This window comes from Paenibacillus sp. MMS18-CY102, assembly GCF_009789195.1.
Lineage (GTDB): Bacteria > Bacillota > Bacilli > Paenibacillales > Paenibacillaceae > Paenibacillus_T.
Map to the genome: position 1 here is coordinate 61,511 of NZ_WSTC01000019.1, position 13,460 is coordinate 74,970.

The following is a 13,460-nucleotide window of genomic DNA, read 5'->3' on the forward strand; positions in this document are numbered from 1 at the left end:
CCTCTTAATGTGTGCCTTTCAAGTCGACGGGAGCAGCGGATGCCTGCTCGGTTACGCCTGGCTTGAAAGAGGAGCTAGCTGCCCGTTTGCGCAATTCGGCCTCGTAGTGGGCTTCGTCGAACGGCAGCTCAACCCAATCGTTGCGCCAAGTGGAAAGATGCATCGCATTGGAAATTAACAGCCCATTAATGCCTTCCTCGCCTGGTGCGACCAGCGGCGTGCCGTTATTGATAGCATCTGCAAAATTTTGAATGATGCCGTTATGCTGCGGGTTCTCCCCCTCGATTGGCACATCGGTCTTCGTATAGGCTGGCTGGCCGAACGGCTCGGTATTCCGCAGGTTGAAGGCTGGTTCCGGTTCCTCTAGACGCCAGAAGGTGAGGGTGTCGTTCTCGATGACAACCTTGCCTTTATCCCCGGACACTTCAAAACGGTTCGTGCCCGCCGCTTCTCCGGTCGTCGTAATGAACACGCCCGTGCCGCCGTTCGGATACTCCACATAGGCCGTTACTTGATCCTCAGTTTCGATGTTCCGACGGCTTCCGAATCCACAGAAAGCACGCATGCGAGCTGGCATCATGCCGATCGTCCATTGCCATAGGTCCAATTGGTGCGGGCATTGGTTGATGAGGACGCCGCCGCCTTCCCCTGCCCAAGTAGCGCGCCATGAAGCGGAATCATAATAAGCCTGCGAACGGTACCAGTCTGTAATAATCCAGTTCGTTCGGCGCACCTCGCCAAGCTCTCCTGCGGCGATCATATCGCGGAGTTTCAAATAGACTGGGTTTGTCCGCTGGTTGTACATCATGCTGAATACGAGATTGGATTGTACAGCGGCTTCATTCACTTCACGCACTTTTGCAGTGAAGACGCCTGCTGGCTTCTCGACGAGCACATGCTTGCCGGCTTCAAGCGCCCGCAGCGCTTGTTCGGGATGGTCATAATGGGGCGTAGCCACGATAACGGCATCGACTAGGCCGGAGGACAGCATTTCTTCAGAGGTGTCAAAGAAAGGGACGTTCGGCAGCGCTTCGTGTGCCCAGTCGCGTTTGCTTGCCATGCCGTCGCATACCGCCCCCAGCGTAGCCCCTTGAATATGCCCCGCTAACAATTCCTTTGCATGCGCAGCGCCCATGTTGCCAACGCCAATGACGCCAATTCGAACATTGCTCATTTTACGCTTCCTCCCACCATGTTTTCATTTGGTTTACAAACAAACGCAGCATTGCGGCGCTATCGTATGTTTTGCTAAAATCTTCGACGCCGAACGCGCCTGTATAGCCAACGGCTTTCAGGTCCGCCAGCACTTGCTTCCAAGGGACGATGCCTTCGGAGATCGCTTTCCATTCACAGGACCAGCTAGCTTGGTAGAGCCCTTCTGTAAGCTGGGCGTTCGCTTCTTTGGGCTGCTGTTGCACCCAAGCTGCATTTTTGACATGGACATGTGCGAGATAAGGACCGAGAATTTCCATCCCCATCTTATAGTTCTCGAAACCTTCGTGCACGAGATTGCCGGGATCATACAGGATGCCAATTGCATCAGGATCGCAGCCGTCGACAAGCTGGCGGGCTAACGAAGCGCTTGGCGTTATCGTTTTATGATGGGTTTCTACCAGCCCTTTGACACCATATTTTTTCGCAAGTTTCTCGGCTTCCTTCACATAGGCGCGCGCTTCTTGCATAAGCTCGCCGAATGGGCGGGTGCCATCATAGCTGGGAACGCCGATGCGGATGGATGATGCGCCGAGCTCAGCAGCAATTGCCATGATCCGTTCAGTCTCTTCCAGGTCGCCACACTTTAAGTAGGGGACGACGGCTAACGACTTTAAACCATGTGCTTCCGTTGCTGTGCGAAGCTGGCGAAGCTCTTCGGCCGATATTGTTGGTTCCAGCGTGCAACGATTGTTGCCCCAGAATGATGGCGCTTCATGCTTCACTTCCTCTGCGACATGCGTGCAGCGCCATTCAATTGCATCAATGCCTGCATCGCGGGCTGTGGCAAGCAACTGCTCAGGCGACAAGTCCGGTGTAGCAACTGTGAATATGGAGAATATCATAGGTCATCTTCCTCTCTAATTGACTCGGATTATGGTGATTGTGTATGGAGAAGTAGCGTGATATTTTGAAAAATACGTTGGGTTGATTGTATCATAAAGCTTTGTGGCAATGGATGCGGTTTCATAACTACATTAACTACAGTTAAGTGGTGAACGTAAATCCTTGCTCACGATTAAGGTAATGTACGTAATGGCAGTCAATTAGCTTGAGGCTTAATCAATAGATGTGTTAAGATAAGTTCATGATATAGAACTATAGTTTTGTATATAGAACTTTTAGATTTGTATATAGAACTTTTAGATTTGGACGGGAGGGGCAGGGCATAGCAGAGACAGATAATTATCAAGTCCCGGCTGTCCGGCGAGCATATGATGTGCTTGATTTGCTTGCAGTTGAGCCTGGGCGCCATCGGCTGATTGAAATTGCTAAACGGCTGGAAGTGAATAAAAGCTCTATGTTTGCGCTGCTGCATACATTGGAATCGCTGCGGCTAGTAGAGAAAAACGGCGATGGCCGGTATGCATTAGGCTCGGCCATCGGAGCGCTTGGCAGCGCTTTTGTTCGGCAATATGATTACATAGCTGCTTTCCGCCGGGAGGCACACGCTGCTGCGGCTGCCTATGGCGCGACGTTTCAGTTAGCCCGATTAGAGGGGCGTGAAGTTGTATATCTCGCGATTGAAGAAGCATTGGCGCCGATAAGGCTCGCGGCTTCCCCAGGCATTAGGCTTCCCGCGCATGCCACTGCGCTTGGCAAGGTTCTGCTCGCTTCGCTTGATGGGGCCGCGCTCGATTTGTTGCTGCAAGAGGAACAGCTTGGCGCTTCATCGACGCCGTACACGATAACGTCCCGCGAGCGGTTACTGGAGCAATTGGAGACCGTGCGGGCCGAAGGCATAGCGGAGGATTCACAGGAGGCAGTGCTAGGCATTTGCTGTGCAGCTGCCCCTGTTCGGGATCCGAGCGGCCGGGTGGTTGCTGCGATCAGTTGCTCGATGAGCGTGTTTGAATGGGCGAACCGCCGCGAAGAAATTCGCCAGGCGGTCATTGCGACAGCTGCCCGCATATCGGGGTAAGAGGGCGATAGAGTGCAAGGCACAGGCAAGAGATATTCAAGAGACAGGCAGCCCCATTCGATTCAGGCCACGATGCCACAAGGAGGATTAGTTCTATGTTGTTCGAAGCAAAGGATAAAATCGTATTGATAGGCGATTCCATTACGGATTGTGGCCGAGCGCGCCCGATCGGCGAAGCTGGCAATGGCGACGCAGGGAACGGTTATGTGGAGCTAGCAGACGCATTCTTGCAATCAGCTTATCCTGAGTTGCAGCTGCGTTTGGTTAACGTAGGCACAAGCGGCAACACGGTACGTGACTTGAAGCACCGTTGGGAGACGGATGTTATCGAGCAACATCCCGATTGGTTGACGATTATGATCGGCACGAATGATGTGTGGAGGCAGTTTGACCGTCCGGCAATTCCAGAATGGCATGTCTACATTGATGAATACGAACGGACGCTTGAAGAGCTAGTGGAGCGGACGAAACCGCATGTGAAAGGGATCGTACTGATGACGCCGTTCTTCGTCGAAGCATGCCGTGAGGATCGGATGCGAACTGTAATGGATCAATATGGAGCTGTTGTACGTAGCGTTGCAGAGCGCCAAGGAACGTTGTTCGTGGATACGCAGGCTGCTTTCGATGGCGTGCTGGAGAAGGTATATTCGGCGCAGCTTACTTGGGACCGCGTTCATCCGAACAAAGCGGGGCATCTCGTACTTGCGCGGGCGCTGCTTGATGCAGTAGGGTATGACTACGCCAAACGAGCTTAACAATAGAAAGTAAAATAACGGGGTTGTCCCAAAAGCCGTGACGGCTGGGGGACAACCCTGTTATTTTGCGTGGCGGCGGTTGGAGAAGTGAGTGAGTGAAGTGAGTGAAGTGAGTGAGTGAGTGAGTGAGTGAGTGAGTGAGTGAGTGAGTGAGTGAGTGAGTGAGTGAAATGAGTGAAGTGAGTGCTACAGTGGTGTGCGTCGTAGTTAAGTTGGCGTTGGTTCATACAGCTACAGCCTGCTCATTGCAGTTTGTGCAATGGAATTAATGCGAGCGCGGGAGTGAAGGAGGTGGCATTGCATATTGTGCAATGGGAAAGGTGGTTTCAGTGTTTTGGGCACATCTAGTCTCTTCCGGATCGTATCTCATTGGATGAACTGCAATGGGAGCCTTCGGGTGAGGCAGTTCATGCTGTTATCATTGTATGAAGTGCAATGGAGGGGAATGAGATTAAACCTAATAAAAAAGCTGCCCTAAAGTCTAATGGTGATGACTTCTGGGGCAGCTTTTGCATTACATTTTGAACACTTGAACCGTTTTTTGCAGTTGCATAACGCTGTTCATCATCCGGTCAGCTTCGTCTACGACGGCTTGTACGGAACCGATCTGCTCGTTCATGGAAGCGGACATTTGCTCCGTGCCAGCTGCAGATTGCTGTGTAATGGCCGAGATGTTTTGAATAGCGGAGGAAATGCGCTGTGCGCTCTCGAGCATAACGTCGCTTTCTTCTGAGAAGCGGGCGATCTGTTCAGCAATAAACTCGATGCTTGTGACCATCTCGCCGAAGATGCGCTCGGATGCTTCGATCGTTTCAGCCTGTACGCTTACGGCTTGTTCATTAATAACAATGTTCTCAATCGCTTGCTTAATGCCACGCTCAATGCCGCGAACAAGGGTGAACACTTCTTTCGTCGAAGTCGATGACTCTTCCGCAAGCTTGCGCACCTCTTGGGCAACGACGGCGAAGCCTTTGCCATGCTCGCCTGCCCGAGCGGCCTCAATTGAAGCGTTCAACGATAGGAGATTTGTTTGCTCTGCGAGCTCTGAGATCGTATGCGTAATCTTCGTAATGCCAGCCGCATCGCGTGCGAGCTCACGTACCGTTTCCGATACTTTGGATGTCGCATCGGAGTTGCTGCGCATGCTCGTTTTTTGGTTGCCGACTGCTTGTACGCCTTGCTGCACGAGTTGAAGGGTAAGGGTGGAACGTTCGTTCATGCCTTTCACGGAGCTAGCATACGAGCCGACTTTATCTTCGATATCTTTGATGGAGTCCGTCATGTCTGCCACTTCGGACGAGATTTCATTCGCGCCGATTGCCAGTTCATTGGAGGAAGCAGCAACTTGTTCCATGGCGATTTTCATCGCTTGGTTTTTATCAAAAATGCCTCGGCTTGCTTCCGTTACGTGACGGGAAATTTTGGACGTTTCTGTGATGATGTCGCGCAGCTTGTCGATCATGCTGTTGAAGGAGTGGCCAAGTTCCCCGAGAGCAGCGGAGGAGGAGTCGACCTTCTGTGAGAAATCCCCTTTTGCAAGGCTTGAAGCTGCCATGCGAAGCTCATAGGTCGCTTCAGAGAGTGCTTTTTCGGTGAAATTAATGATTGGAAGAGCAAGAAGTGCGAGTACAACCGCGACGATAATCGCGATAAGTGCAGAACCGCCAGCGGCGGAAGTCATTACAACTAAAGCAAGCGAAAAAAGGAGAACAATGGAATAACATCCGACGAAAAGCTTATTGCGGACCGATAAAGCAGAGAACCACTGCATATGTAAGCGCTCCTTTTAATAGAATAGACATATTATAGCACTGGTGTCGATTTAGGTCTATGGGTGCAGAAGATTGTATCCGATTAATTTGATTATATTTAGTTGTTTAGCATTTTTCGACAATTTTGATTAATTATTTCAAAATAATTGTTGTTAGAAAATAATGTGTGTCATATAATGGGCAATAAGGACTATGAGTGGTTAATTGGTCCTTTATTTTTAATAAATGCTGATTTGGGGGGAGACGATTGTTCAAACAGGATGGATTGCCACTAGCAAGGCAGGTAGACTACGTTTTCAGGCAATTGGAGGGAGAATTAAAGAACGCAGCAGCAGGAACGGTCCATATTCATGTACGCAATAATGCAGTAGGCAAGTTTGGAATGAAGCATCATCCGATTGAGAGCCGCAATGGTGAGTTGCGCAAAGGAGAGGACGGGCTCTCGGAACAGCAAGTGCAGTCCTTCCGCAAGATGGCGATTGAAGCGCTGAAGCTAAAGCGGGACTGGACGCATGGCGAGATTTCTTACGACTTCTCCGTGCGGCCGGGAACAGGAGGTTGGGCTGCTAGCGTGATGTATGAGTCCAACTATAATATGGCCAACCACACAGGGGCATTGTTCCATTATTCAGGGAAACAGCCAAGCTACCGCAGCAAAGAAGAGCAATAATACTAGAAGAGGGGCAGCTCCAAGCGTAGGAATGAACTACGTTTGGGACTGCCCCTTTGCATGTGGCGAAACGTCAATTAACGAGCGGATTGCCCGGAAAGCTGTTGCTCAGCGATTTGGACGAGCCGGCGGGTAATGTTGCCCCCAATGGAACCGACTTCAAATGTCGTCATGTTGCCGTAGTAGCCGTCTTGCGGAAGTTGGATGCCGAGCTCTTGCGCGATCTCGAATTTCAATTGTTCGAGTGCCATTCTTGCTTGGGGTACCACGAGCGTGTTGCTGCTGCGGGATTGTGCCATGCTGCTCATCTCCTTCAGGTTTTGCGTATGCTTTCGATCCGACAGGATCGGAGTGCAGCAAAAGCCGCGCCGGAAGCATAAGCTTAGGTTTTGCGTATGCTTTCGATCCGACAGGATCGGAGTGCAGCATTAGCTGCAATGAATGCATCCGCTATGCTACCTTATTATGGTCGAAAAGGGTTTGTTTATCCGGCAGATGCGAAAGAAGCGTTAAGTAATTATTGGAAAAAATAAAATGGATTCTAGGCTTATAAATCAAAGTCATAGTTTGGATAAGCATAGGTGTCAGCAGGCGTGGGGATAGGTGTGATTGAGGCTGCCTCCAACATGAGAATTGTGTTGTTTTGGAAGGATGTTGTTGTTACGGTGCCAGTGAAATTTACCCATGAATCGTTTGGATAAGCTGCTGCATTGGACGAATGGACCATAATGCCGTAGGGCAGTGCATCGGCGGAGCAGCAGTTCATAACGAATCGGCTAACGGCAAATTGCTCGTTACTCATCCCTTGGTCACGGTAAACGAAGCCAGTGAGCGTAACTTGCTTGCCGATAAAGTTAGATTGAAATAAATCCAGCGTCGTTAAGGTTTCGATAAATAAGGAGTCGTCTACGGTGATGCTGGGTTGTTGATAAAGCTTTTTGCCGAAGCTGGCATAAGCTTTTGTATAGTCATCAGTTGCGAAGAGCTGGTCTAGAGAAGGCTTCTCTTGCTGTGCAGGGGCGGGAGGCGATGCAGGTGGAGCTGCGGATTGGAGCCCGGTAAAGCTCATTCCTTTTTTGGCTGCCAGCGTACTGTTTAACGGTTCATGCGGCATAAGAAAGCCTAGCAATAGCGGCAAAAGGAACAGCGAATAGATGAGCGTATTGCGAAGCGGCGAGGGGGAGGGGCCATGGCCATGGTCACAGCCGCAATCCTCCTGATGGCTGTCCCGCCAAATTCGAAAGGCAGAGTAAGCTTGGTAGGCGGCAGCGGCATAGAGGCCTAGCGCTGACAGCTTGACTGCTTGTTCCGTGCGCGGGGCGACGAACAAGGAGAGCTCGCCTGTTTTGTTCAAAAACACGATCAGAAAAGCATACCCGCCTAGTAGGGCCGCCCGAAACAAATAATGGGCCATTAACGAACGAACGGAATGGTTTGTTGGCATGGGAAAGCTCCTTTTATAAATCGTGTACAACAATTAACGGAGAAGCAGGCCGGTTAGCCAAGTTGAAGCCAACACCAGAATGGCTGTCAGCGATATGATGGCGATAACGACCCGTATACGGAAAACGGAAAGCAGCATGAGCGTATTTTTTAAGTCGATCATTGGGCCGAAAACGAGAAAAGCGAGCAGGGGCCCTGTCGAGAAGATTCCATTAAACGAAGCAGCGATAAAGGCGTCAGAGGTGGAGCAAAGCGACAGGATATAGGCAAATAGCATCATAAACCCATGCGACAAGCCGGGAATGGATGCAATGGAAGCGATCGATTCGCGATCTAATCCGGTCTGGATGATGGCTGTGAGCAGCGCGCCGAACAGCAAATATTTGCCCATGTCGAAAAATTCTTCCGAGGCATGCCCTAGCGTTGAACCTAGCCGGCCCCCTAACCCTTTGGGCGCTTCATGCTCATGCGTATGGCTGTGGGCGTGATGATGCGTTGATTGTGGATGGAAATGTGTGCAGCCTGCGCCATGATGATGTTCATGCGTATGATGGGGGCTATGGCCGTGGCTGTGATGCTCATGAGGATGGGCGTGAAGGTGCTCGTGTTTATGCTCGTGGTGGGAGTGGTTCACGGGTGCATCTTTAAGTGGATTAGTCTTCATGTACCGGTAAAGGATGAGGCCAATGGTGAAAGCGACCAGAAACCCTAAAAGCATACGAGCGTATACAATGTCCGGCTGTCCGCGAAATGCGGTATATGTAGAGGCAAAAACGACAGGATTTACAATGGGTCCAGCAAGAATATAGACGATCCCGACATAAGGGGGCATACCTTTGCGTATGAGCCGCCTTACAACTGGGATCATGCCGCATTCGCAGAGTGGAAACAACAGCCCCAGCAAGCCGCCGAATATAGAGCCCAGCACCGCATGCTTGGGCGCGATGGCGCGTATGAGGTTTTCTGAGACGAACACTTGCAAAATCGCGGATACGATAACGCCGAGGAGCATGAAGGGCAACGCTTCCAGAATGACGCCAAGGAACAGCATCGTGAAGGAATTAAGCTCAGCTTGGCCGATGCGGGGGAGCGAGCCCCTGCGATTAACGGCTATGAGCGCAATCATGGCTGCACATCCCAAAGTGAGCAAAGGCGGCGACCAACGAAGCAAAAAGCGCATGATTAGGTCCTCCTAAAGCGTTTGACGATTAGCGATCCATTGGATCGTGAAGTCAAACGCAGCATCGTAAGGATAAGCTTAGCGTTTGTTGTAATGCAATCCATTGGATTGCACAAACAAACGCAGCATCGTAAGGATAGGCTTAGCGTTTGACGATTAGCGATCCATTGGATCGTAAAGTCAAACGCAGCATCGTAAGGATAAGCTTAGCGTTTGTTGTAATGCAATCCATTGGATTGCACAAACAAACGCAGCATCGAAAGCAAAGGCTTCACGTTTGTCCAAACTTGCTTAATAGTAACAATTACGATTGTTATCGCTAATTATATTGTATGCTGTGGAAGGAAGGAATAGGACAACTTTACCCTTCTTGACAATCTGATGACGGCGAGTATAATCGTTGTAAACGCGATGAACGGAACAAGTAAACGCACGTATTTGCGATCAGAGAGCCGATGGTTGGTGCGAATCGGTGCAAGGCGTGCGGCGAATGGATCCTGGAGCGGGCAGCGAAACATGAGTGAGGAACGGCATCTGAAGTTGACGAATCCGCACTTGTCTATGCTGGCTCGGTTGTTCCCCGTTACGGAACTTAAGGCATGAATTGGCATGGCCGCGCTCTGATCTTGCATCGGAATGCGTCGAGCCTCAGTTTGTGCGAATAAGGGTGGCACCACGGTCCCTCGTCCCTTGCGGCGGGGGCCTTTTTGCGTTCTTTTTGAACGGCATAGGCGGCAGTAAATTTTAAGGAGTGATTGATTATGAAACGCGTATTATCAGGCATTCAACCAAGCGGGCAGTTGACCCTTGGCAACTACATCGGAGCGATGCAGAACTTCGTGAAGCTGCAAGAGACGGAAGAATGTTTCTTCATGGCAGTAGACCTTCATGCGATTACGGTTCCACAAGAGCCGGCAGCACTGCGGGAGCAGACGGAATCGGTTACGTCCCTCTTTATTGCAGCGGGCATCGATCCTGCGAAATCGAGCACGTTCGTACAGTCGCATGTGCGCGCTCATGCGGAGCTGGGCTGGTTGTTTACGACGCTAGCTTATATGGGCGAGCTAGAGCGGATGACGCAGTTTAAGGACAAGTCGGCAGGCAAAGAATCGATAGGCGCTGGCTTGTTTGTTTATCCGTCCCTCATGGCGGCAGACATCTTGTTGTACAATGCAGATTTGGTGCCGGTAGGGGACGACCAGAAGCAGCATTTGGAGCTGACGCGTGATTTGGCGCATCGCTTCAACAGCCGTTTCGGTGATTTCTTCAAAGTGCCTGAGCCTTATATTCCAAAAGTAGGCGCACGCATCATGTCCTTGGACGACGCCAGCAAGAAGATGAGCAAAAGCAACCCGAACCCAGGCTCATTCATCGCATTGCTCGATTCGCCGGATGTCATCCGCAAGAAGCTGAGCCGCGCAACGACGGATTCTGGCCGCGAAGTAAAGTATGACCCTGCGAACAAGCCAGAAGTCAGCAATCTAATGACGATCCTCTCCCACTGTGGGGGCCTTTCGCTCGATGCGATCGAAGCCCAGTATGACGGACAAGGCTATGGCGCGTTCAAGAAAGATCTGGCAGAAGCGGTCGTATCGGTTATCGAGCCGCTGCAAGCCCGCTATAACGAGATTCGCAGCACTGGCGAAATCCACGATATATTGAAGCAAGGCGCAGAGCGTGCATCGGAAGTAGCAGACGAAACGCTAGCGAAAACGAAGGAGCTTATGGGTTTCTTGGCGCCGAAGCGTTAACGTTAAGCCACGCCAGCATATTAAGCAATAGCGCATAAGTAGCCCATGTGCTTCTAAACAGCAAAAGGCCGCCAGCGGAAGCAATTCCGCTGGCGGCCTTTTTTTATTTCACGAGCGAGGCAGCTGCTTCCGCACGCCTGCGCAGGCGCGCTTTCACAATGAAGCCGAAGCCTACATTGCAAGTTGTAATCAGCGCCCCGAGTATGGCAAGCCAGCCATTATGGCTGATTAGAATAGCCGTCATGCCCATCAGCACGATCGAAGAAACGGCGAACCATAACGATAACATTTTGGACATGGTGAACACTCTCCTGACAAGAAAAAAGAAAATTTGAAAGTTACGTATTGAAGTAGCATAGATCTCGAATTGCCGAGACATAATATGTTTGCAAGCTTGCAACCCATCACATCGTGCAAAGGAGAATTACTATGGCAAGCCAATCCCGCAGCAGCAATCAACTGGTGGTACCTCAAGCAAGCCAAGCTATCAATCAACTGAAAATGGAGGCTGCTCAACAGCTGGGCGTACAAATTCCAGCTGATGGCTATTATGGCAATGTCTCCACTCGCGACGCTGGTTCGCTTGGCGGTTACATCACGAAGAAGCTGGTTCAAATCGCCGAGCAACAATTGTCCGGCGGCCAATATCGCTAACGATTTAACTATACACAGACGGGAAAGCTCAAGGGAAACCTTGAGCTTTTTTCGTCGTAATATTTTCATTGTGCAGAAAAAAAAGCCCCGCGTCAATACGTCAGTACGTATTCATGCGGAGCCGTTTAGCTAGCCGTTCATCGCTCAGCCAGCCCACATAGGAGCCGACGGTTTTGTAGTTTTTGTCCATCATGAGAACCGCGACGAACGGATATTGTTTCCGATGCCTATAACGCACGTCGCTCCAGCGCACCTCGTAGCCCCAATCATGCTCCTTGACCTCCGCGCAAGCGAATGAAGTTAAGTACAGGAACGATTGAATGGAAGGGTCGTTTTTGGAACGGTCAACTGCCGGATGGTTAGAGCATGTAGCCCGATCAAGCCAGCGAAGCTGCTTGTTGCGAAGATCGCCGATTACAAAGCTGCCGTCATGCTTACGTTTTACGACGTTCCAGTCATGCAGGGAAATTGTAGGGATGAGCCAGTAACGGTCGCCGTCGCTATGCTCGTTGTCAATCTTCTCAACCAGTGCCCTTTTGCGAAAATGGACGGTTGTTCGCCATACGTAATAAATCGCAAGCAGGCTGTATAGCAAAGGAAATAGCACAGCGGGATTCGCTAATCCGAAAGCCCATATCGAGATGGCGATCACATGGGTCGTGAAGATGACCGGATCGAAGATATGGATGATGTTCCACGATATCCACTTGCTGGAGAAGGGCCTGACAGCTTGCGTGCCATAAGCATTGAACAGGTCGGTCATGACATGCACGCACACGGCAAGCAGCACCCAGCCAATGATATGCAGCCAAGGCAACGAGCCTCGATAAAAGAGCTGAAGCACGATCGTAATGAGCGCGGTCCATCCGATGATGGCTGGAATGGAGTGTGATGCGCCGCGATGGTGCCGGATGTAGGAAGCATTGCCCTTAAACCGAAGCAGCGTATCGAAATCAGGTGCTTGTGAGCCTACTACGGTGCCAATCAGGACAGCGGTATGCAGCGTCGTGTCTCCTGCAATGACCGGATCGACGGAGGCTAGCCCTGCAAGGCCCAAGCCCATAACCAAATGCGTTCCGGAGTCCAATCGGGATTCCCCTTTCGTAAGCGTGATATACTATCCGATAGCATGGCATTAGTGTCGGTCGCATCGCGCATTATCATACCCGGAAGATGAAGTCGAAAAGGAGAGATGTCGTATGTATATTTGTTTTGCAGAGTATCGGATTATTCCCGAGCATCGGCAAGCTTATCTCAGTTATTCAAAACAGCTTGCCCAACAAGGCGAGCTGGTGCCAACAATATATGAAGGAACAGATCAGCCCAATGTGTTCGTCGAGCTGTGGACAGCCCCGTCGGAGGCCGAAGCAGAGGCGATTAATCAAGCGCGCCGAAGCGGGCAATCCCCTTGGCATCGCATTAAGGAATGGGTCGAGGGGGGAGAGGCGAAAGTCCATGTATGGACTTTCCGCCCCGTAATCGAACCGCATTCCTGAATGATTATTAAGCTTAGCGCGGGGTAGCCGCAGTTGGTGCTACAGGCGTTTGGTTCGTTATTGTGCCGCCGTTGAACGGGTACTCGTAATTAATCGGGCCGTCGAACGTCACATAGTCCAAGTTAAGCATCAGAAGCAAATAACGCATGCCTGTCGTGGGGTCGCTAATAATAATATGGTCGCGCCCAGCAGCTTCGATGATGCCGCGGAATATTTTGGCATTCCATTCGCGGTTATTCTCGTACGTCATGTAGAACGTTCCAAGCTTGCCGCGGTTCAAACGGAGAATGTTCTCGACGTACGATTCCTCTGCAACAGGAGCCGCTACGACAGTCGTGCCTTGAGGCGTAACGACAGAGCCGTTTGGAACCATTGGAGGGACTTGCATCATCATCGTTGGCATGCCAGCTGCCGCCGCTGTGAAAGGCGTTGGTACTGGGGCGCCAGCGCCTGCTCCAGGAAACGGCGTTGCGAAGCCATACGAATAGCCATAGCCTCCTTGGGAAGCTGGGCTTACTGCTGCTGGATTTTTGTAGCCATAACCGTTAGACATTGTGTTATTCCTCGCTTTTCATTAAGTAATAGTTCCCTCGCCGTAACGAAAAG

15 protein-coding genes are annotated in these 13,460 nt (G+C 51.0%); 6 read left to right on the forward strand and 9 right to left on the reverse strand.

Going from position 1 to position 13,460, the window contains the following annotated elements; genetic code table 11:
* Positions 1 to 4: 4 nt before the first annotated feature.
* On the reverse strand, positions 5 to 1,174 hold the full coding sequence (locus GON22_RS15565) for a Gfo/Idh/MocA family protein (RefSeq protein WP_160397020.1): 1,170 nt from the start codon (positions 1,172 to 1,174) through the stop codon (positions 5 to 7).
* Position 1,175: 1 nt separating this feature from the next.
* Entirely contained in the window at positions 1,176 to 2,057 is an 882-nt protein-coding gene (locus tag GON22_RS15570) for a sugar phosphate isomerase/epimerase family protein (RefSeq protein WP_160397021.1), read from the reverse strand.
* A 323-nt stretch (positions 2,058 to 2,380) separates the two neighbouring features.
* On the opposite strand from GON22_RS15570, the gene GON22_RS26585 reads away from it, so the two are divergent.
* A complete protein-coding gene (locus GON22_RS26585) occupies positions 2,381 to 3,133 on the forward strand; it encodes an IclR family transcriptional regulator domain-containing protein (RefSeq protein ID WP_160397072.1) in 753 nt (250 codons plus the stop codon).
* 95 nt (positions 3,134 to 3,228) lie between these two features.
* Positions 3,229 to 3,888: an SGNH/GDSL hydrolase family protein gene (locus GON22_RS15580; protein WP_160397022.1), complete on the forward strand. Its 660-nt coding sequence runs from the start codon at positions 3,229 to 3,231 to the stop codon at positions 3,886 to 3,888.
* A 514-nt stretch (positions 3,889 to 4,402) separates the two neighbouring features.
* On the opposite strand, the gene GON22_RS15585 is transcribed toward GON22_RS15580, so the two are convergent.
* Positions 4,403 to 5,659 carry a methyl-accepting chemotaxis protein gene (locus tag GON22_RS15585; RefSeq protein WP_160397023.1) on the reverse strand — a complete coding sequence of 419 codons (1,257 nt, stop codon included), beginning with the start codon at positions 5,657 to 5,659 and terminating at the stop codon, positions 4,403 to 4,405.
* A 248-nt stretch (positions 5,660 to 5,907) separates the two neighbouring features.
* On the opposite strand from GON22_RS15585, the gene GON22_RS15590 reads away from it, so the two are divergent.
* Entirely contained in the window at positions 5,908 to 6,330 is a 423-nt protein-coding gene (locus GON22_RS15590; protein ID WP_160397024.1) for an O-methyltransferase, read from the forward strand.
* 77 nt (positions 6,331 to 6,407) lie between these two features.
* Here GON22_RS15590 and GON22_RS15595 read toward each other — a convergent pair whose 3' ends face one another.
* From GON22_RS15595 to GON22_RS15605, 3 genes are all read right to left on the reverse strand, one after another.
* Positions 6,408 to 6,629, reverse strand: coding sequence for an alpha/beta-type small acid-soluble spore protein (locus GON22_RS15595; protein ID WP_160397025.1), 222 nt, complete (start codon positions 6,627 to 6,629; stop codon positions 6,408 to 6,410).
* A 248-nt stretch (positions 6,630 to 6,877) separates the two neighbouring features.
* On the reverse strand, positions 6,878 to 7,774 hold the full coding sequence (locus GON22_RS15600) for a TIGR03943 family putative permease subunit (protein ID WP_160397026.1): 897 nt from the start codon (positions 7,772 to 7,774) through the stop codon (positions 6,878 to 6,880).
* A gap of 33 nt (positions 7,775 to 7,807) precedes the next feature.
* Positions 7,808 to 8,953, reverse strand: a complete 1,146-nt coding sequence (locus tag GON22_RS15605; protein WP_160397027.1) for a permease — start codon at positions 8,951 to 8,953, stop codon at positions 7,808 to 7,810.
* 761 nt (positions 8,954 to 9,714) lie between these two features.
* Here GON22_RS15605 and trpS point away from each other — a divergent pair.
* Entirely contained in the window at positions 9,715 to 10,704 is a 990-nt protein-coding gene (gene trpS / locus GON22_RS15610) for a tryptophan--tRNA ligase (protein ID WP_160397028.1), read from the forward strand.
* A gap of 103 nt (positions 10,705 to 10,807) precedes the next feature.
* On the opposite strand, the gene GON22_RS15615 is transcribed toward trpS, so the two are convergent.
* A complete protein-coding gene (locus GON22_RS15615; protein ID WP_160397029.1) occupies positions 10,808 to 11,002 on the reverse strand; it encodes a hypothetical protein in 195 nt (64 codons plus the stop codon).
* A 131-nt stretch (positions 11,003 to 11,133) separates the two neighbouring features.
* Here GON22_RS15615 and GON22_RS15620 point away from each other — a divergent pair, with 131 nt between their 5' ends.
* Positions 11,134 to 11,358, forward strand: coding sequence for an alpha/beta-type small acid-soluble spore protein (locus tag GON22_RS15620; RefSeq protein WP_160397030.1), 225 nt, complete (start codon positions 11,134 to 11,136; stop codon positions 11,356 to 11,358).
* 100 nt (positions 11,359 to 11,458) lie between these two features.
* Here GON22_RS15620 and GON22_RS15625 read toward each other — a convergent pair whose 3' ends face one another.
* Positions 11,459 to 12,445, reverse strand: coding sequence for a metal-dependent hydrolase (locus tag GON22_RS15625; protein ID WP_160397031.1), 987 nt, complete (start codon positions 12,443 to 12,445; stop codon positions 11,459 to 11,461).
* 112 nt (positions 12,446 to 12,557) lie between these two features.
* Between GON22_RS15625 and GON22_RS15630 the strand changes: the two genes are divergently transcribed.
* The gene (locus GON22_RS15630; protein ID WP_160397032.1) at positions 12,558 to 12,854 is read left to right on the forward strand and encodes a hypothetical protein; all 297 of its coding nucleotides are present in this window, start codon (positions 12,558 to 12,560) and stop codon (positions 12,852 to 12,854) included.
* A gap of 13 nt (positions 12,855 to 12,867) precedes the next feature.
* Here the strand turns inward: GON22_RS15630 and gerQ are convergent, their stop codons facing one another.
* Entirely contained in the window at positions 12,868 to 13,407 is a 540-nt protein-coding gene (gene gerQ, locus GON22_RS15635; protein ID WP_160397033.1) for a spore coat protein GerQ, read from the reverse strand.
* Positions 13,408 to 13,460 lie beyond the last annotated feature (53 nt).